Here is a 19,567-nt window from a genome sequence, read left to right on the forward strand (position 1 = left end):
CGTCACTGGGCGAGGCTGAAGCCGGACTTGCGCATGTCGGCGACGGTGGTGTCCTGCATCGTCCGGATGGCGGCGGCGAAGTCGGACTTGGCGGCGACGGCCTTGTCGAAGGCGTCCCTATAGGCGTTGTAGGTCACGTTGACGTTGGGGCCGAAGGTGAAGCCGCGGGCGGTGGCGCCGATGTCGGCCGCCTGCTTCCAGAAGTCGGGCTGGTTGGAGAAGTAGTCGGGAGCGCCGGTCATCAGCGCGGCGCCCTTGGCGGAGGCCGGGTAGACCGCGCCCTCCTTGATCAGCAGGCCGAGCGCCTGCGGGTCGGTGTTCAGCCAGGTGGCGAACCGCGCGGCGGCCGCCTTGCTGGGCGACTTGGCGGCGACGGCGGTGGAGGAGCCGCCCCAGAAGCCGCTGTGGCTTTCACCCGCGTTCCACTGCGGCAACGGCGCGATGGCCCACTTGCCCTTGGCCTTCGGCGCGTTGCTCGACAGCACGCCCGGCCCCCACACCGCCGACGGCCAGGTGAGCAGCTTGCCGTCGTTGAGTGCCTTGTTCCACTCCGGGGTGAAGTACGGCATGCCGTCGATGACGCCCTCCTTCACCAGGCCGCCCCAGTAGGAGGCGACCTTCGTGGTGGCCTCGTCGTTCACCGCGACCTTCCAGGCGTCGCCACTGATCGACCACCACTGCGCGCCCGCCTGCTGGGAGAGGCCGGCGAACCAGCCGGGGTCCTTGCTGGAGAACGTGCCGAGGAAGACCTTCGGGTCCTTCTTGTGCACGGTGCGGGCGGCCTCGGCGTACTCGTCCCAGGTCTTCGGCACCTCGATGCCGTACTTCTCGAACAGGTCCTCGCGGTAGTAGAGCATCATCGGCCCGCTGTCCTGCGGGACCGCGTAGACGGCGTCGGTGCCGAGGGTGACCAGCCCCCAGATGCCCTCGCCGAACTCGTTTTTCGCCTGAGCGGTCTCCGCCTTGAGGTCGGCCACGGCGTCGGCGGCCACGAACGAGGGCAGCATCTGGTATTCGGCCTGGACCAGGTCCGGCGGGTTGCCGGCCTTGGCGGCGGTGAGGAACTTGGCCGCCGCGTCGTCCCCGCCCGCCTGCTTGCTGACTGTGACCTGGATGTCGGGGTGGGCCTGGTTCCATACCGCGACGATCTTGTCCATGTTCGGGACCCAGGTCCAGTAGGTCAGCTTCACCGGCCCGGCCGGTGCCGCGCTCTGACTCGCGGCCTCGGACGGCTCCTCGGCGCCGCCCGAGCAGGCCGCCGACAGTGTGGTGGTGAGGATCGCGACGGCCGCCACTGCTAACCGGTTCACACGCATAGGGCCCTCCAGGCAGGGGGGAGAGGGGGAAGGGATGATGAGACGTTCTGGGAGCGTTCACAGAGTGGAAGTTCGCTCATGTGCTGTCAATGGCCGTTACCCGGTTGTTAACGGTCCGTCCCTATCAGCGCAAATCACTCACACCTTCACGCCTGGGCGGCTGTGCGTTACTGTGCACGTTCACAGAAGCAGAATCGAGGGGGAGACGTGCCCGGATATCCCGTCCTGCCCGAGGGCCTCGCCTACGGCGGGGACTACAACCCCGAGCAGTGGCCGGAGGACGTATGGCGGGAGGACGTCCGCCTGATGCGGGAGGCCGGGGTGAACCTGGTCACCGTGGGGGTCTTCAACTGGGGACTCATCGAACCGGAGGAGGGCGAGTACGACTTCTCCCGGCTCGACCGGATCCTCGACCTGCTCCACTCGGCCGGCGTGTACGCCGACCTCGCCACCCCCACCTCGTCGCCGCCCACGTGGTTCCGCCGCCGCTACCCCGGCAGCCGCCTGGTGGACCGGGAGGGCCACGTGCTCGGCGGTGGCTCACGCCACAGCTTCTGCCCGAGCTCGCCCGACTACGCCGCCGCGTCCGAGCGGATCGTCACCGCCCTGGCCCGGCGGTACGCCGGCCACCCCGCCGTGGCCATGTGGCACGTGCACAACGAGTACGGCTGGGCCAACGCCCACTGCTACTGCCCGACGTCGGCCGAGGCGTTCCGCGCCTGGCTGAGGGACAGGTACGGCGACGTGGGCGCGCTCAACGCCGCCTGGGGCACGACCTTCTGGGGGCTGACCTACGGCTCGTTCGAGGAGGTCGAGCCGCCCGTGGCCGCGCCGGTGGGCCTGCTCACCGGGCTCCAGCTCGACTTCATGCGGTTCTCCGTCGACACCCACATCGCCTGTTTCCGCAGGGAGCGGGACACGATCCGCCGGTTCGGCGACCTGCCGGTCACGACCAACTTCATGATCCCCAACTGCAAGCCCATGGACTACTGGCGGTGGGCGGCGGAGGTCGACGTGGTGGCCAACGACCACTACCTCGACTCGGGGCGGGCCGACCCGCACATCGAGCTGGCCATGGCCGCCGACCTCACCCGCTCGGTGGCCGGAGGCCGCCCCTGGATGCTGATGGAGCACTCGACGGGCGCGGTCAACTGGCAGCCGCGCAACCTCGCCAAACGGCCGGGGGAGATGCGCCGCAACACCCTCGCCCACGTGGCGCGCGGTTCCGACTCGGCGATGTTCTTCCAGTGGCGCGCCTCCCGTCACGGCGCGGAGAAGTTCCACTCGGCGATGGTGCCGCACGCCGGGACCGACTCGCAGATGTGGCGCGAGGTGCTGGCACTCGGCGCGGACCTGCGCGAACTCGCCGGGGTGAGGGGCTCGCGGGTGACGGCCGAGGTCGCCGTGGTGTGGGACTGGGAGTCCTACTGGGCACTCGAGTTCGAGTGGCGGCCCTCGGCCGACCTGCGCTTCCGGGAGCGCGTCGAGGCCTATTACGAGGCGTTGTGGCGGGAGCACGTCACCGTCGACTTCGTCCACCCGTCGGCCGACCTGTCGCCGTACCGGCTGGTCGTCGCGCCGAGTTCCTATCTGCTCGGCGAGGCGCCGGCGAAGAACCTGCACCGCTACGTGGAGGCCGGCGGGCACCTGCTGGTCTCCTACTTCTCCGGGATCGTGGACGAGAACGACACCATCCACGCGGGGCCCTACCCCGGGGCGCTGCGCGAGGTGCTCGGGGTGGCCGTCGAGGAGTTCCACCCGCTCCGCGAGCACGAGACCGTGACGGTGGAGCCCTCGGAGTCAGCCGGGCCCGGGGCGACCGGCCGGATCTGGTCCGAGCGCGTACGGCTCGCGGGGGCGCGGGCCGTGCACGAGTTCGCCGACGGGCCCGACGCCGGGCACCCCGCCGTGACCCGGCACGACCTGGGCGCGGGCACCGCGTGGTACGTGTCCACCGCCCTGGACGCCGGGTCCGGCCTGCGCGGACTCCTCGGCCGGGTGCTCGACGGCGCCGGCGTGTCCCGGCCGCGCGGCCTGCCCGACACGCTGGAGCTCGTACGGCGGGGCGACCACCTGTTCCTCATCAACCACGGGGACGCGCCGGTCACCGTGACCGGGGTGACCGGCACGGGAGTGCTCGACGGCGCCGCGTACGACGGCTCGGCGGCGGTGCCCGCCGGAGGCGTCGTGGTCGTCCACACCTCCTGAGACTCCCCGGCGCCGTGCCGCACCTGGCCGGTGACGCGGCGCCGGGGCCCGCACAATCGAACACGGGGGAACACGGCTCGTCCTCTCCTGACCGGAGGATCACATGGCTCGATTCCTGGCGGCCCTGCTGTGCGCGATGGCCGCGCTGTTCACCACCGCCGCCCCGGCAGGGGCCGCGGCACCGTCCGGCGGCGGCCCGAAGCCCGGCGGCCCACCACCCCACCTCGCGATCAGGGGCGCCGACGTGTCGAGCCTCGCCAAGTCCGAGGCGCTGGGCGGGACGTACCGCTACGCGAACGGGCGGCGGGGCGACGCGCTGGCGATCCTGCGGCACAGCGGGGTCGACTACATCCGGCTCAAGGTGTGGGTGAACCCCGCCGACGGCTACAACACCAAGAGCCAGGTGCTCGCGATCGCGAAGCGGGCCAAGGCGCACGGCATGGGCCTGCTGGTCGACTTCCACTACTCCGACTCCTGGGCCGACCCCGGCAAACAGAACAAGCCCGCCGCCTGGTCCTCGCTGTCCTTGGCGGAACTGAAACAGGCGGTGTACGACCACACCTACGACGTGCTGAGCGCGCTGAAGGCGCAGGGCACGACGGCCGACATGGTGCAGGTCGGCAACGAGATCAACGGCGGCCTGCTGTGGCCGGACGGCCGCTGGGACGACTGGCCGGGGATGGCCGCCCTGCTGGGCGCGGGGTACGACGCGGTCAAGGCGGTGTCCGCCAGGACCAAGGTCGTGCTGCACCTTGCGGACGGCGGCGACAACGGCCTCTACCGGTGGTGGTTCGACACCGCCGCGTCCTACGGCGTCCGCTACGACGTGATCGGCCTGTCGTACTACCCGTTCTGGCACGGCACCCTCGCCGCGTTCCAGGCCAACCTGAACGACGTCGCCGCACGGTACGGCAAGCCGGTCGTGGTGGTGGAGACCGCCTATCCCTTCACGACGGCCGACGACGACGGCTGGGAGAACATCGTCACCTCCGCCGAGCCGTACCCCGGGTATCCGGCGACCCCCGCGGGTCAGGCGGCGTTCGCCCGCGACCTGACGGACATCGTGCGGGCGGTGCCCGGCGGACTCGGCCTGGGGGCCTTCTGGTGGGAGGCCACCTGGACGGGGGTGAAGGGCAACGGCTGGGATCCCGCCGACCCGTCGTCCGGCAACGCCTGGGAGAACCAGGCGCTGTTCGGCTTCGACGACCGGGCGCTGCCCGCGCTGCGGGAGTTCGCCCGCCGGTGAGTATCGAAGCGTCCCTCGCCGTGGCGACCTGACCTCGTGACGGCGGGGGTTCGGGGGTGTCCACCCATCCTCTCCTGACCGGAGGAACCATGAGAAAGATCCTGGCGGCGCTGGTCGTGTGCGCCGCCGCGGTGCTCCCCGCCGCGCAACCGGCGCACGCCGCCGGCACACTGACCATGCTCGGAGCCGACGTGTCCTCCGTGCAGCGCTCCCTCGACCTGGGCGCGAAGTACTACGACGCGAGCGGCGGCCAGAAGGACCCGCTCGACATCCTCAAGGGCGTCGGCGTCAACTACGTCCGCCTGCGGATCTGGAACAACCCGGCCAGCGGCTACAACAACAAGGCGAAGGTCCTCCAGTACGCCAGGACGGTCAAGGCCAAGGGCCTGAAGCTGATGATCGACTTCCACTACTCCGACACCTGGGCGGACCCCGGCAAGCAGTACAAGCCCGCCGCGTGGGCGAGCCACGGCATCGGCCAGTTGCAGACCGACGTCTACAACTACACCTACGACGTGTGCTCCAGCCTCAAGGCCCAGGGCACGACCCCCGACAGCGTGCAGATCGGCAACGAGATCAACGTCGGCATGCTGTGGAACGACGGCAAGGTCGTGAACAACGACTTCACGAACCTGAGCCTGCTGCTCAAGGCCGGCTACAACGCGACCAAGGCCTGCAACTCCGGCACTCAGGTGATCATCCACACCGCGAACGCCGACAGCGACGCGCACGCCCGCTGGTTCTACGACGGCATCCGGGCCAAGGGCGTCCCCTGGGACATCACCGGCCTGTCGTACTACTGCATGTGGCACGGCACACTGTCCAACCTGTCCAGCGTGATCTCGGACATGCGGTCCCGCTACGGCAAGCCGGTCGTCATCGCCGAGACGGCCTACCCGTTCACTCCCGACAACGCCGACTGGGAGGGCAACTCGGTCACGTCGGGCTGCCCGGGGTACGGCCTCACCTGGCAGGGACAGGGCGCCGAGTTCGCGGCGGTGCAGAGCACGGCCCGCAACGCGGGCGCCGTCGGCGTCTTCTACTGGGAGCCGACGTGGTACGCCGTGCCCGGGAACGGCTGGGACCCGGCGAACATCAACGGCACCGGCGACGGCTGGGACAACATGGCCGTCTTCGACTGGACCGGCCACATCAACCCGAACGTCAGATGGACCCCATGACCGCCTGAAACCGAGCGGGCCGTCTCGCGGGGTGCACCCCGGGCGGCCCGCCCGCCCCCACAGGCCAGGCCGCCATCAATCGAACAGTTCGTCGGCCGAGGTGATGACGGCGGCCTTACGGACCCAAGCCTCCAGTTGATTCGTGTCCTCACACCGCTGGATCCGCTCGCGCGCGACGTCGGAGATCTCCAGGCCGCGGGCGTCGAGCATGATGAGAAGCGCCTCCGCGCGGCCCTGGTCCTTCCAGTGGGAGAAGTACTTCTCGCCGAGGTAGTCGAAGTCCTGAATGGTGGTCACCATCTCCTCCAGACGCTTGACCGTCACATCCCGTAGCGAGCTGATCACGTAGCTCAAATATACTCTGGCGCGATCCTCATTCAATGTCGCCAGCCCTGCCAGCATCGCCGCCAGCACCATCTCGTTGTCGGACTCATCGGGGTGTGCCACGGCCGAGAGGACGGCGAGTTCCGGGCAGGCGCGGGCCTGGTCGGGGTCGGTGATCAGGGGCATGCGGCCGGGGTCGATCACCAGCGGCGTGATGGCGCCGTTCGGGCCCAGCCGGATCGTCCTCTCGCACCAGCGGGCCATCGACCGATCCGGGCAGATGACCAGCAGCGCGGTGTCGCACTTGTGCTGGGACCGCAGTGTCGTGACGTAGACCGGCCAGCTGAAGCGCTTGCCGTAGTCCCGGCCGAGCTGAACCTCCACGATGACGGCCATCAGTGCCGCTCCGGTCTCGTCTCGCAGCACCACGACCGAATCGGCGCGGAACTCGATCGGCGCCTGGGTGCAGTCGACCGTCTCCACGTGAGCGGCGGCGTAAGGGGGGACGTCGGCCCCCGGCGCGCGACGCAGCAGCTCGACCGCCGTCTCCGGCCGGTTGCGGATGAGTTCGAGTGGCATCTCGTGATCAATACCGGGCATGGCCGCGACATTACTGAATGTTGTCGGTCAGTTACACATAGTTCGCAGAAATGGCGGCGATTGACGGCTATCAAAGGCCCTCAGGGCTCGGGGATGGCTTCCCATTCGCGGCAGGGGCTGAGTGCGTGGTGCTGGTAGATGACGCCGACCGCGGGGCGGGACCAGCCGAGCGCGACCGTGTCGCGGTCCGTGTACGGAATCGGCTCGCCGAGGTCGGCGGCTGTGACCGGCTGGCCTCCGGGGCCGCATACGCACTCGGGGTTGCCCTCGTGGTCGATTACGTCGTCGAGCGGCATCACATGCACGAACCTGTCCATCTCACCTACCTTGTCGGGGGATTGCGGTCACATTACCTCAAACCGGCATTAATCGGAATAATTTGGACAAATCCGGAGCCACTTTGAACCATTGACCTTTGTTGGGATGGACGGCAAACTAACTCCACAATCGCCGGATGAGCCGATGGAGTGCCGCAATGCCGTACCGTCCCCCATTGATCGCGCGCGAGTTCTTCGTGGCGGATCCTCCCGAGCTTCCGGTGCGCGAGCCGGGCGAGGCGGGCCTGTCCGCGCTGACCAGCGCGGAGGTGGTGGCCTCCGACGGCCGGGGCGTGACGCTCAAGGGCTCCACCTCGGCCGAGGAGACGCTCGTCGTGCAGATCACGGTCGCGGGCGAGGGGGTGATCCGGGTGCGCCTGTCGGAGGATCCCGACGCGCGCACCCGGTCCGCCCGCGCGATCTCCATGGTCACCCCCGGCGAGTACGGCGAGGCCGTCGTGGAGGCGAGCCACAGCCGCGTGATCGTCGACGCCGGATCGCTGCGTGCCGAGGTGCGGCTGCACCCCTGGAACCTGCGCTTCACCGACCGGGCCGGCCGGACTCTAGTGGAGCAGGACCCGGGTCACCCCGACATCAGCGGCCGGCTGCGCACGCTGCCGTTCGGCCGCTCGGCCGTGGACGGCGTCCCCGTCGCCTACCACGACACGTTCGTGGCCCCCTCCGACGAGGCGTTCGGCGGCTTCGGCGAGTCGTTCACGCCGCTCGACAAGCGCGGCCAGCGCCCGCTCATGTGGAACTTCGACGCCTTCGGCGCCGAGTCGCAGCGCGCGTACAAGAACGTGCCCTTCTACCTGTCCAGCAGGGGATACGGCATCTGCGTCGACAGCGGCACGCCGGTCGAGTTCGACGTGTGCCAGTCCACGCACAGCGCCGTGCAGATCATCGTGCCCGACGACCTCATCGACTACTACGTCATCGCGGGACCGGCCCCGGCGGAGGTCCTGGACCGGTTCGACCGGCTGACCTGCCGGCCGCAGCTGCCGCCGAAGTGGGCGTTCGGCACCTGGATCTCCTCGGGCTTCTTCCGCGACAGCCAGGAGCGCGTGCTGGAGCGCGCCAGGAAGATCAGGGACCGGGGGATCCCCTGCGACGTGCTCCACCTCGACTGCTACTGGCAGGCGGACGGGCACTGGTCCGACCTCCAGTGGGACCCGGAGACGTTCCCCGACCCGGCGGGCATGCTCGCCACGCTCAAGGAGCAGGGCTTCAAGGTCTGCCTGTGGATGAACTCCTACATCTCGCACCTCAGCCCGGCCTTCGCCGAGGCCTCCGAGAGGGGCTACTTCCTCAGGACACGCGACGGCGAGACCTACGTCGCCGACACCTGGCACGGCTCCTACCCGGCCTGCGGCATCGTCGACTTCACCAACCCCGAGGCGGTCGAGTGGTTCAAGGGCCTGCTGCGCGACCGCCTGCGTGAGGGCGTGGCGGCGTTCAAGACCGACTTCGCCGAGGGGGTCCCCGCCGACGCCGTGGCCTTCAACGGCATGACCGGCACCGAGCTGCACAACGTCTACACGCTGCTGTTCAACGACATCGTGGCGGAGGTGACCCGCGAGGTGAACGGGCACGAGCTGGTCTGGGCCCGCTCGTCCTACCTCGGCGGCCAGCGCCACTCGGCCCAGTGGAGCGGCGACGTCGACACGACCTATTCCGCGATGGGCAGCACGATCAGGGGCGGGCTGTCGCACGGCCTGTCCGGCGTCCCCTTCTGGAGCCACGACGCGGGCGGCTTCACCGGCACGCCCAGCCCGGACCTCTACATCCGCTGGTCGCAGTTCGCCGCGCTGTCCCCGCTCGTACGGTTCCACGGCACGACCACCCGGGAGCCCTGGGAGTTCCCGGCGCACGCGGAGCAGGCCGCCGTCGAGGCCCTGCGGCTGCGGTACCGGCTCATGCCGTACATCTACTCGGCGGCCGTCACCGCGGCCGAGACGGGCGCGCCGATGCTGCGCGCGCTGTGCGTCGACCACCCCGACGACCCGGTGGCCTGGCAGGCGGACCTGCAGTACCTTCTCGGCACCGACCTGCTCGTCGCCCCGATGACCTCCGCCGACGGCACCAGGAAGGTCTACCTGCCCTCGGGGGTGTGGGTGGACTACTGGACCGGCGAGGCCGTGGACGGCGGGCGTTACGTCACGGTGTCGCCGCCGCTCGACCAGATCCCCCTGTTCGTACGGCACGGCTCGCTGATCCCGGTCACCGAGCCGGGCGACACGGTGGCCGACGAGCCCCGGGTCTCGCTGCTCGCCTTCGGCGTGCCGGAGCGCGAGAGCCGTACGACGATCAGGGACCTGGACGGGGACACGACGGTCACGGCGGTGAGGGACGGCGACCGGCTGGTCGTCACCGCCGAGGGCCCCAAGCAGATCGACGGCGTCGAGTTCGCGGGCCCCGGCGTCCCGGTCGTCATCAACTAGAGAAACCCCCTGGAGAAAGACCATGTTCAGAGTAGGCAGGAGCGCGACGGTGGCGGCACTGGCCGCGGCCGCGCTGGCGCTCGGCGCGTGCGGTGGATCCTCTGACGATTCCAATAGCGGCAGCGGCGGCGGCTCCGCGGAGGGCAGGACCCTCACCCTCTGGCACTACGAGACCGGCAACAGCGCCATGGGCACCGCCTGGGCTCAGGCGATCAAGGATTTCGAGGCGAGCCACCCCGGCGTCAAGGTGAAGTTCGAGGAGAAGGGCTTCGAGCAGATCCAGAAGACGGCGTCGATGGTCCTCAACTCCGACGAGGCGCCCGACATCATGGAGTACAACAAGGGCAACGCGACCGCCGGTCAGCTGTCCAAGCAGGGCCTGCTCACCGACCTGTCGGAGGAGGCCACCAAGCGCGGCTGGGACAAGCTGCTCAGCCCGTCGCTGCAGACCACCGCCAGATATGACGAGCGGGGCATCATGGGCTCGGGCAAGTGGTTCGGGGTGCCGAACTACGGCGAGTACGTGATGGTCTACTACAACAAGGACATGTTCGAGAAGGCGGGCGTCAAGGTGCCTGCCAGCTTCGACGAGTTCACCGCCGCGCTCGACGCGTTCGCGAAGAAGGGCACCACGCCGATCGCGACGGCGGGCGCCGAGTACCCCGCCCAGCAGCTGTTCTACCTGCTCGCGCTGAACAAGGCCAACCGCGCCTGGATCGACTCCTTCGAGCTCTACAAGGGCAAGGTCGACTTCCACGGCCCCGAGTTCACCTACGCCGCGCAGACCTTCTCCGACTGGGTGAAGAAGGGATACATCGGCAAGGACTCGGCCGGCATGAAGGCCGAGGACATGGGCGTGGCGTTCATCGGCGGCAAGTACCCGATCATGGTGTCGGGCAGCTGGTGGTTCGGCCGCATGCAGGAGGAGATCAAGGACTTCAAGTGGGGCTCGTTCCTGTGGCCCGGCCAGTTCGCCCCAGGCTCCAGCGGCAACCTGTGGGTCGTGCCCGAGAAGTCCGAGAACAAGGACCTCGCCTACGACTTCATCGACATCACGATGAAGAAGGAGATCCAGAATCTGCTCGGCAACTCGGGCGGCGTCCCGGTCGCGGCCGACCCCACCGCGATCACCGACGCGCAGAACAAGGAGCTGATCGAGAACTTCAACAAGCTCTCGACGCAGGACGGCCTGGCTTTCTACCCTGACTGGCCGGCCCCCGGCTACTACGACGTGCTCGTCGCCGGCGTGCAGGAACTGATCAACGGCAGCAAGAAGCCCGAGGAGGTCCTGGACGAGATCGCCCAGCCGTACAACGACAACCTGGCCGACATCGCCGAGTAAGCCCCCGACTCCGGCGGCGGGGCTGCCTGACCGGCCTCCGCCGCCGGACCCCCTTCTCGAAAGGCTCCGCACATGGCACCACCCGGCGCGGGTACCGCCCGCCCGCGCGGGAGGGGCGGCTACTGGCTCTATCTGGTTCCGAGCCTGGTGCTGTTCCTCGCGATCATCGTCGTCCCGTTCCTGATGAACCTCGCGACGAGCTTCACCCGCTGGTCCGGCGTCGGCACTCCCAAGTGGATCGGGCTCGACAACTACACCAAGCTGTTCAAGGACGAGCGTTTCTGGGCCTCCTTCCAGCACAACGTCGCGCTGATCGTCGCGATGGCCGTGGTGCCCACGATCATCGGCCTGGTGCTCGCCGCCGCGCTGTTCGACTACATCGCCAAGCGGTTCGGCGGGCGTACGGCCTCGGCCCTGCGCGCGGCGTTCTACCTGCCGCAGGTGCTGCCCGTCGCGGTGGCCGGCGTGGTCTGGGGCTGGATGCTCCACCCGTCGTACGGCGCGGTCAACCAGATCTTCGGGCTGAAGGTCAACTGGCTGGGCGACCCCGATTTCGCGCTGGCGACGGTCATGGCGATCATGGTGTGGTTCCAGCTCGGATATCCGGTCGTCATCTTCATGGCCGGGCTCCAGCGGGTCGACCCCTCGCTGTACGAGGCGGCCGAGATCGACGGCGCCTCGTGGTGGCGCAGGTTCTGGCACATCACGATCGCGCAGATCCGGCCGGAGATCTTCGTGGTGCTGCTGACCTGCACGATCGCGGCGCTGAAGGTGTTCGGGCCGATCTTCGTGCTGACCAGGGGAGGGCCCGGCTCCGCGACCATGGTGCCGTCGTACTTCTCCTATCTGAACTTCTTCCAGAAGGTCAACGTCGGGTACGGCTCGGCGATCGCGACCGTGCTCGCCCTGATCATCGTCGTGGTGACCTTCCTCTTCCTGCGGGTCCAGGAGCGTGACCAGGAGAGTGAGTCGTGACCCCCGATCGCACCATCCGCCAGCCGGGACGATGGGCCGTGCTCGCGGCGCTGGTCGTGCTCGCGGTCGTGATGCTCTTCCCGTTCGTCATCGTCACGCTCAACGCGTTCAAGTCCCCGGCCGAATACTCCTCGGACGGCCCGCTGAGCCTGCCCCACGGGCTCTACCTGGACGGGATCGTCGCCTTCTGGGACCGCGTCGACTTCGGCCTGAAGCTGTGGAACAGCCTGCTGATCAGCGGTGTCGTCGCGGTCGCCGCCGTGGTGCTGTCGGTGCTCAACGCGTACGCGCTGGGGATCGGCAAGGTCCGCGGCCGGCTGTGGATCCTCGTGCTGTTCCTGGTCGCCAACACGCTGCCGCAGGAGGCGCTGGTCTACCCGCTCTACTACCTGTCCAAGGAGGTGGGGCTGTACGACTCGAAGCTCGCCGTCATCCTGATCTTCACGGTGATCCAGGCGGCCTTCGGGACCTACCTGCTCTCGTCGGTGCTCGGGCAGTTCCCCCGGGGGATCCTGGAGGCGGCCGAGATCGACGGGGCGAGCAGATGGCGGATGCTGTGGCGCATCGTCGTGCCCATCAGCCGCCCGACCCTCTCGGTGCTGCTCATCTTCTTCTTCATCTGGACGTGGAACGAGTTCTTCCTGCCGATGGTGTTCCTCATCGCCAACGACAACCAGACCGTGCCGGTCGCCCTGGGCGTCCTGCAGGGCGAGAAGATGATGGACGCCACCATGTCCAGCGCGTCGGCGCTGCTCGGCATCGTCCCGGCCGTGGCCTTCTTCCTGATCTTCCAGCGCACGCTGACCCGTGGCGTCACGGTCGGCGCCATCAAGTAACACCCCCCAAGTAACGCGTCACTACCTGACCTGGAGGCGCAATGTCCCATCGCCGTTCGGCGATGCTGTCCGCGTCGGCCGCCCTGGCTCTGGCACTGAGCCTGGGCGCCGGCCCCGCGAGGGCGGCCGACGACTATCCGTTCCGGAACCCGTCGCTGCCGCTCGCCCAGCGCGTCGACGATCTGCTCGGCCGGCTCACGCTGGACGAGAAGGTCGCGATGCTGCACCAGTACGCCCCCGCGATCGACCGTCTGGGCATCAAGATGTTCAAGACGGGCACCGAGGCGCTGCACGGCGTCGCCTGGTCGACGGACTACACCAACAACGGCGCCGTGGTCACCGCCAAGGGCACCGTCTTCCCCCAGGCGGTCGGCCTGGCCAGCACCTGGGACCCCGCCCTGATCAAGCGGGTCGGCTCCGCCGTCGGCGACGAGGCCCGCGGCTACCACGCCGAGAACCCCACCGTGTGGGGGCTCAACCTCTGGGCGCCCGTGGTCAACCTGCTGCGCGACCCCCGCTGGGGACGCAACGAGGAGGGCTACTCCGAGGACCCGCTGCTGACCGGCGCCATCTCCACCGCGTACGGCTCGGGCCTGACGGGCGACGACCCCGACCACCTGAAGACGGCGCCCACGCTGAAGCACTACCTGGCCAACAACAACGAGGTCAACCGCGACACCACGTCGTCGGAGCTGCCGCCGCGGGTGAAGCACGAGTACGACGAGGCGGCCTTCAAGCCGGCCATCGAGGCCGACGCGGCGACCGGCGTGATGGCGTCGTACAACCTCGTGAACGGCCGGCCGAACACGGTCAACCCCGATCTGGACGACGTGGTCCGCTCCTGGACGGAGCGGACGCTGTTCAACGTCTCCGACGCCTGGGCGCCGAACAACCTCGTGCAGACCGAGAAGTACTACGCGACCCAGCCCGAGGCCGCCGCCGCGCTGATCAAGGCGGGCCTCGACAGCTTCACCGTGGACGACACCAACGGCGGCCCGACGGTCGCGTCCGTCAAGGAGGCGCTGTCGAAGGGCCTGCTCAGCCAGTCGGACGTGGACGACGCCGTGCGGCACCAGCTCAGCGTCCGGTTCCGGCTCGGCGAGTTCGACCCCGACGGCGGGCCGTACGCGAAGATCACCAAGGACGTGGTCAACAGCCCGGCGAACCAGAAGCTGGCCCGCGAGACCGCGGCCAAGGCGATGGTGCTGCTGAAGAACTCCGGCGGCGCGCTGCCGCTGAAGCCCGGCAAGAAGGTCGCCGTGGTCGGCCCGCTGGCCGACGTGCTCTACACCGACTGGTACTCGGGCGGCCTGCCGTACAAGGTGACCCCGCTCGACGGGATCAAGGCGCGGGCGGCCTCGGTGACGTCCTCCGAGGGTGTCGACCGCATCGCGCTGAAGAACGTCGCCACCGGCAGGTACATCAGCGCCCCCGCGGCCGGCGGCGACCTGAAGGAGAGCGCGACCTCGGCCGGCGCCACCGAGCAGTTCGACGCGTTCGACTGGGGCCAGGGCGTGCTGACACTGCGCAGCGTCGCCAACGGGAAGTACGTCAGCCGGGCCAACTGGTCCACGCTGGCCAACACCGCCGACCAGCCGTCCGGCTGGTTCGTGCAGGAGCAGTTCAAGCTGGAGCGGCAGGCCGACGGCACGTACCTGCTGCGGTACGCCGGCTACGAGACGACCGAGAGCTGGTTCGGCTCGGACCCGTACGTCAAGGCGGCGGCCGACGGCACGCTGAGCCTGACCTCCGCCGACCAGGCCACGCACTACGCCAAGGAGGTCGTCTCCAGCGGAGCCGAGGACGCCGTCGCCAAGGCCAAGGCCGCCGACGTGGCGGTCGTGGTGGTCGGCAGCATGCCGTTCATCAACGGCCGCGAGGCCCACGACCGCACCGACATGAACCTCGCCGAGGGCCAGGAGGCGCTGGTCAAGGCCGTGAAGGCCGCCAACCCGAACACGGTGGTGGTGCTGGAGAACAGCTACCCGACGACGATCAACTGGGCGCAGGACAACGTCCCGGCCATCCTGTGGACCTCCCACGCGGGCGCCGAGACCGGGCACGCCCTCGCCGACGTGCTGTACGGCGACGTCAACCCGGCCGGCCGGCTCACCCAGACGTGGTACCGCTCCGCGGACGAGCTGCCGGGCATCCTCGACTACGACATCGTCAAGAAGGACCGGACGTACCTGTACTACCAGGGCCGGCCGCTCTACCCGTTCGGCTACGGCCTGTCGTACACGTCGTTCGCCTACCAGGGCCTCAAGGCGGTGCGGAAGGGCGACGCGTACGAGGTCTCGGTGAAGGTGACCAACACCGGCTCCCGGGCCGGCGACGAGGTCGTGCAGCTCTACACGCACCAGCACCGCTCGCGGGTGAAGCAGCCGGTCAAGCAGCTTCGCGCGTTCCAGCGGGTGACGCTGGCGCCGGGTCAGACCAGGACGGTCGCCTTCAGCGTCGCAAAGAGCGACCTCGCGCTGTGGGACGTCACGCGGAACAAGTGGACCGTCGAGAACGCCACCCACGACGTGCTCGTGGGGTCGTCCTCGGCGAACATCCGGCAGCGGGCGACGATCAACGTGCAGGGCGAGAACATCCCCCACCGCGATCTGTCGAAGACCACCCGGGCGGTCGACTTCGACGACTACTCGGGCGTCCACCTGGTCGACGAGACAAAGGAGCGCGGCGACGCCGTGGCGGGCGCGAACGGCGGCTGGATCGCGTTCAAGGACGTCCAGCTCCGCAACTCCAGGAAGGTCACGGCCGGGGTCGCCTCGGCGAGCGGCGGGACGATCGAGGTGCGCCTCGGCTCGCCGACCGGCGCCAAGGTGGCCACGATCCCGGTCGCCGCGACCGGCGGGATCTACAACTGGGCCGGCGCGTCCGCGCCCGTGTCCGGCGCGAACGGCGTGAAGGACGTCTACCTCGTCTTCACCGGTGATCTCCGGATCAGGGACCTCACTCTGAGCTGAGGTCCCCTGAGGACGGCGGACGCCCCGCGTGCCTGCGCGGGGCGTTCCCCGTCACCGGGCCGGTCAGCCCGCCAGCACGTCCGTCGCCTTGTGGTCGTCGTCCACGCCCTCGATCAGCACGGCGTCGCCGGAGGAGTTGCGGGTGCGCAGCGGAAGGATCTCCTGGTAGGCGGGCGACCGGTACCACGCCCTCGCCCTGCCGAGGTCGGGGAACTCGATGACGATGAGGGTCTGCGTCCAGGTGCCCTCCAGCAGCTCGGGCTCGCCGCCGTGGATGATGAAACGGCCGCCGAACGGCTCCAGCGTGGCGTCGATGCGCCGCAGGTACTCCACGATGTCCTCGCCCAGGTTGACGTCGCGGAGCTGGGCGACGGCGTAGGCAGTCATGGTTCCTCCAGTGATCCTGTGTGGCCGGATGCGGGGCGCCGGTGGGGCGCGTCCTCCCGAGGTCTCGAGCATCCCGCGAACGGGTAACGAAGACGATGACCTGTGAGGTAACCGGCGTCCCGTGCCGGTCAGCCAGAGGTGACGTGGACGAGCCGGCACATGCCGGCGGTCGCGGTGAACTGGGCGAACTCGGTGAACTGGGCGAACTCGGTGATCTGGGCGAACTCGGTGAACTCGGCGAAGAGCCGGACCCGGCGGCCGGACAGGCCGGCGATGTGGACCCGCCACGGGGTCGCGACGCCGGGTTTCGGCGGGCGATCAATCACACTTTCGCTATTCTCCCCCATATGGCCGAATCGCTGAGGGGGACGCTGGCCTCGCGATACCACCTCCTGCGCCCGCTGGGCTCCGGCGGCATGGGCACGGTGTGGCTGGCGAGGGACTCCGTGCTCGACCGCGAGGTGGCGATCAAGGAGCTTCGCCTCCCGGACGGCCTCGGCGAGCGGGAGCGGGCCGAGCTGATCGCCAGGGTCATGCGCGAGGCCGAGGTCACCGCGCGCGTCCGGCATCCCGGGATCGTCGCCCTCCACGACGTGCTCCTCCAGGACGGCAGGCCGTGGATCGTCATGGAACTGCTCCACGGCCACGACCTCGCCCGGCAGATCGCGGCGTACGGACCGCTGCCGTACCGGCAGGTGGCGGACCTCGGCGCCCGCCTGCTCGACGCGTTGTCGGCCACGCACGCCGGGGGCGTGCAGCACCGCGACGTCAAGCCGGGCAACGTCTTCCTCTGCGCCGACGGCCGGGTGCTGCTCACGGATTTCGGCATCGCCCGCCAGGCCGGCCAGGCGTCGATCACCGAGGCCGGGCTGCTGGTCGGCTCGCCCGGGTTCATCGCGCCGGAACGGCTCGCGGGCGAGCCCGGCGGCCCGGCCGCCGACCTGTGGTCGCTCGCCGCCACCCTCTACACGGCCGTCGAAGGCGTCGCCCCGTACCAGGGCCCGCGTGCCGAGGCCATCCGGGCGACCCTCACCCAGGCCGCCCGTCCGCCGGTGCTCGCGGGGCCGCTCGGCCCGGTGCTGGCGTGGATGATGGCGCGCGACCCGGCCGGCCGTCCGGACGCGGCGACCGCGCTCACGCTGCTGCGCCAGGTCGCCGCCGGCGGCACGCCGTCCGTGGACCACGGGCCGGGCATCCGGGTCGAGCCCCCGCCGCGCCGCCGACGGGCGTGGTGGTGGATCGGCGCCGCGGCCGCCGTCGTGGTGGCCGCCGCGATTCCCCTCACGGTGCGGTCGCTGCGGAGCGAGCCGCCGGCCGATTCCGCCCGCCGGGTCTCACCCGCCTTCGAGCGTGCCGTGGACCTGTGCCGGTCGCTGTCGGCCGACCAGGTGCGGCGCATCCTGGGCGCCCCGGCGCAGGCGCGGCCGGGGGAGGCGAGCTGCCAGTGGGCCGTCACGGGCGCCGGCATCGCGCTGAGCGCGGAGACCGACTCCGACACCCCCGAGCCGTGGGCGCTCGACACGGCCTCCGCGCACACGCTGCTGGAGGGACTGCGCAGGCAGTACGCGTCGGGCCCGCGCGACCGCGACTGGATCTGGTACGAGATCGGCCTCGACCGCAGGAGCCAGGCCATCGAGTCGGCCGCCAGGGACGTGCCGGAGGCGGCCGACGAGGCGTTCGCGGTGGACCTCACCACGCCGGAGGGCAAGGCGCAGGCCACGGTCGTGTACTTCAGGCTCGGCGACCTCGTGGCCCGGCTCCAGTACGCCGACCTCGACGCGAAGTCGCCCGCCGACCTGCGCGACCGGGCGGTCGCGGCGGCGGCGTCGGCGGCCGAGGGCCTGAGAGGGCTGGCCTAGCCGTGGATCTGCTCGCCGGACGGTACCAGCTCGCCGAATCGCTGGGTGAGGGCGGCGGCGGCACGGTCTGGCGCGCCCACGACGAGCTGCTGCGCCGGGAGGTGGCGATCAAGCAGGTGCGCGTCCCGCCCGGTCTGGACGACCGGGAGCGCGCCGGCTTCCTCGGGAGAGCCGTCGAGGAGGCCCGGGCGGCCGGGCGGCTCACCCATCCGGCCATCGTGACGGTCCACGACGTCGTCGGGCACGCCGGGCAACCGTGGATCGTCATGGACCTGGTGCCCGGCCGCTCCCTGGACAAGATCATCCGTGAGGACGGGCCGCTTCCCTCCGAGCGGGTGGCCGAGATCGGCCTTGCCGTGCTCGACGCGCTGGAGGCGGCCCACTCCCGGGGCATCCTGCACCGCGACGTGAAGCCGGCCAACGTCCTCATCGGGCCCGACGGCCGCGCCCTGCTCACCGACTTCGGGATCGCCGCGCCCGTCGGCGGCGCCGGCGGCTCCTGGCAGAGCTCGGCGGGGTCGCCCAACTACATGGCCCCAGAACGGTTCCGGGACGAGCCCGACGGCCCGCCCTCCGACCTGTGGTCGCTGGGCGCCACGCTCTACACCGCCGTCGAGGGGGAGCCGCCCTTCCACCGGAACATGGCCGCCGCGCTCGTCGCCGCCGTCCTGCTCCACGAGCCCCGGCCGATGACGCGGGCCTCGCGGGTGCTCGCGTGGATCGTGCTCGCGCTGCTCGACAAGGACCCGGCGCGGCGTCCGCCGCCCGACGTCGTACGGCAGGCCCTGCGGGCCGCCGCCGCGCCGCCGGTGCCCGCGCCTCGGCCCGCGCAGAGATGGCGGCTCGCCGCCGGGGCGGCCCTGGTGATCGTTGCCGGCCTGGCGGCGGGTCTGGGCGCCTGGTTGCTGGTGGACGGGGGACGGGACGGCTCCGCGCGGTTCACCGCGGTCCCGGACGCCTGCCGCAGCCTGACCGCGGCCCAGATCCGCGACCTCATCGGCGCCACGCCGCGCGGGGAACCCGCCGCCGAGGGGCGGTGCGAGTGGAACGAGCACGCCACGGGCCGCGAAGGGGCGATCACGGTGACCTACCGGCTGCCCGACGGCGGGGAGGGCGAGGCGGCGGCCTCCCGCGACCTCGCGGCGGAGCGGGCCGCCCGGGGCGCCGCGGCGCGCGACCGGCCCGGCATCGCCGACGAGGCATTCACCTGTGACTCCTCCGACCCCGCCACCGGTGCCACCGGGGCCACGGTCTGGTTCCGCCTCAGCAATCTCATCGTCGAGGTCGCCTATCGGCGTGCCGGTGACCCCTCGGTCACCCCGGCCGACCGGCGCACCGTCGAGCGCGCCGCCGAACTCGTCGGCATCGGGCTCGGGTGACCTCCCGACCGTAGGAGACGATATGACCAGCGGTGACGACGCATCCGTCGAGCCCGGCGGGCCCCCTCCCCAGGACCACCCCCGGCAGGGCGTGCCGCCGTACCCGCCCCCGTACGGCCCGCCACCCGGTGCTCAACCCGGCGTCCCGTATGGTCAGCAGCAGCCGGGTGTGCAGCCTGGCGCT

15 protein-coding genes are annotated in these 19,567 nt (G+C 70.3%); 10 read left to right on the forward strand and 5 right to left on the reverse strand.

Going from position 1 to position 19,567, the window contains the following annotated elements:
• Positions 1-2 precede the first annotated feature (2 nt).
• Positions 3-1,316 carry an ABC transporter substrate-binding protein gene (locus ACWEQG_RS31110; RefSeq protein WP_452290165.1) on the reverse strand — a complete coding sequence of 438 codons (1,314 nt, stop codon included), beginning with the start codon at positions 1,314-1,316 and terminating at the stop codon, positions 3-5.
• A 207-nt stretch (positions 1,317-1,523) separates the two neighbouring features.
• Here ACWEQG_RS31110 and ACWEQG_RS31115 point away from each other — a divergent pair, with 207 nt between their 5' ends.
• The 3 genes from ACWEQG_RS31115 to ACWEQG_RS31125 all read left to right on the forward strand — a co-directional run bounded on the left by ACWEQG_RS31115 (position 1,524) and on the right by ACWEQG_RS31125 (position 5,951).
• Positions 1,524-3,524 (forward strand): beta-galactosidase, encoded by a 2,001-nt coding sequence (locus tag ACWEQG_RS31115; RefSeq protein ID WP_452290167.1) that lies wholly within the window; start codon positions 1,524-1,526, stop codon positions 3,522-3,524.
• A gap of 103 nt (positions 3,525-3,627) precedes the next feature.
• Positions 3,628-4,770, forward strand: a complete 1,143-nt coding sequence (locus ACWEQG_RS31120) for a glycoside hydrolase family 53 protein (RefSeq protein WP_452290169.1) — start codon at positions 3,628-3,630, stop codon at positions 4,768-4,770.
• 89 nt (positions 4,771-4,859) lie between these two features.
• Positions 4,860-5,951, forward strand: coding sequence for a glycoside hydrolase family 53 protein (locus tag ACWEQG_RS31125; RefSeq protein WP_363461162.1), 1,092 nt, complete (start codon positions 4,860-4,862; stop codon positions 5,949-5,951).
• Between the two features lie 75 nt (positions 5,952-6,026).
• On the opposite strand, the gene ACWEQG_RS31130 is transcribed toward ACWEQG_RS31125, so the two are convergent.
• Together ACWEQG_RS31130 and ACWEQG_RS31135 are read right to left on the reverse strand one after the other, a co-directional pair.
• A complete protein-coding gene (locus ACWEQG_RS31130) occupies positions 6,027-6,875 on the reverse strand; it encodes a hypothetical protein (protein ID WP_452290171.1) in 849 nt (282 codons plus the stop codon).
• 80 nt (positions 6,876-6,955) lie between these two features.
• The gene (locus ACWEQG_RS31135) at positions 6,956-7,192 is read right to left on the reverse strand and encodes a hypothetical protein (RefSeq protein ID WP_452290173.1); all 237 of its coding nucleotides are present in this window, start codon (positions 7,190-7,192) and stop codon (positions 6,956-6,958) included.
• A gap of 176 nt (positions 7,193-7,368) precedes the next feature.
• Between ACWEQG_RS31135 and ACWEQG_RS31140 the strand changes: the two genes are divergently transcribed.
• From ACWEQG_RS31140 to ACWEQG_RS31160, 5 genes are all read left to right on the forward strand, one after another.
• Positions 7,369-9,633, forward strand: a complete 2,265-nt coding sequence (locus ACWEQG_RS31140) for a TIM-barrel domain-containing protein (RefSeq protein WP_452290175.1) — start codon at positions 7,369-7,371, stop codon at positions 9,631-9,633.
• A gap of 22 nt (positions 9,634-9,655) precedes the next feature.
• The gene (locus ACWEQG_RS31145) at positions 9,656-10,975 is read left to right on the forward strand and encodes an ABC transporter substrate-binding protein (RefSeq protein WP_452290177.1); all 1,320 of its coding nucleotides are present in this window, start codon (positions 9,656-9,658) and stop codon (positions 10,973-10,975) included.
• 72 nt (positions 10,976-11,047) lie between these two features.
• Positions 11,048-11,950, forward strand: coding sequence for a carbohydrate ABC transporter permease (locus ACWEQG_RS31150; protein ID WP_452290179.1), 903 nt, complete (start codon positions 11,048-11,050; stop codon positions 11,948-11,950).
• Entirely contained in the window at positions 11,947-12,786 is an 840-nt protein-coding gene (locus tag ACWEQG_RS31155) for a carbohydrate ABC transporter permease (protein WP_452290181.1), read from the forward strand. Before ACWEQG_RS31150 ends, ACWEQG_RS31155 begins: the two co-directional genes overlap by 4 nt.
• Before the next feature lie 41 nt (positions 12,787-12,827).
• On the forward strand, positions 12,828-15,758 hold the full coding sequence (locus tag ACWEQG_RS31160; RefSeq protein ID WP_452290183.1) for a glycoside hydrolase family 3 C-terminal domain-containing protein: 2,931 nt from the start codon (positions 12,828-12,830) through the stop codon (positions 15,756-15,758).
• 63 nt (positions 15,759-15,821) lie between these two features.
• Here ACWEQG_RS31160 and ACWEQG_RS31165 read toward each other — a convergent pair whose 3' ends face one another.
• Together ACWEQG_RS31165 and ACWEQG_RS31170 are read right to left on the reverse strand one after the other, a co-directional pair.
• Positions 15,822-16,145 carry a DUF1330 domain-containing protein gene (locus ACWEQG_RS31165; protein WP_363461178.1) on the reverse strand — a complete coding sequence of 108 codons (324 nt, stop codon included), beginning with the start codon at positions 16,143-16,145 and terminating at the stop codon, positions 15,822-15,824.
• A gap of 128 nt (positions 16,146-16,273) precedes the next feature.
• On the reverse strand, positions 16,274-16,471 hold the full coding sequence (locus tag ACWEQG_RS31170; protein ID WP_452290185.1) for a hypothetical protein: 198 nt from the start codon (positions 16,469-16,471) through the stop codon (positions 16,274-16,276).
• Between the two features lie 21 nt (positions 16,472-16,492).
• On the opposite strand from ACWEQG_RS31170, the gene ACWEQG_RS31175 reads away from it, so the two are divergent.
• Both ACWEQG_RS31175 and ACWEQG_RS31180 read left to right on the forward strand, forming a co-directional pair.
• A complete protein-coding gene (locus ACWEQG_RS31175; protein WP_452290187.1) occupies positions 16,493-18,004 on the forward strand; it encodes a serine/threonine-protein kinase in 1,512 nt (503 codons plus the stop codon).
• Positions 18,005-18,006: 2 nt separating this feature from the next.
• A complete protein-coding gene (locus tag ACWEQG_RS31180; protein ID WP_452290189.1) occupies positions 18,007-19,383 on the forward strand; it encodes a serine/threonine-protein kinase in 1,377 nt (458 codons plus the stop codon).
• Positions 19,384-19,567 lie beyond the last annotated feature (184 nt).

The sequence above is a fragment of the Microbispora sp. NPDC004025 genome (assembly GCF_053604425.1).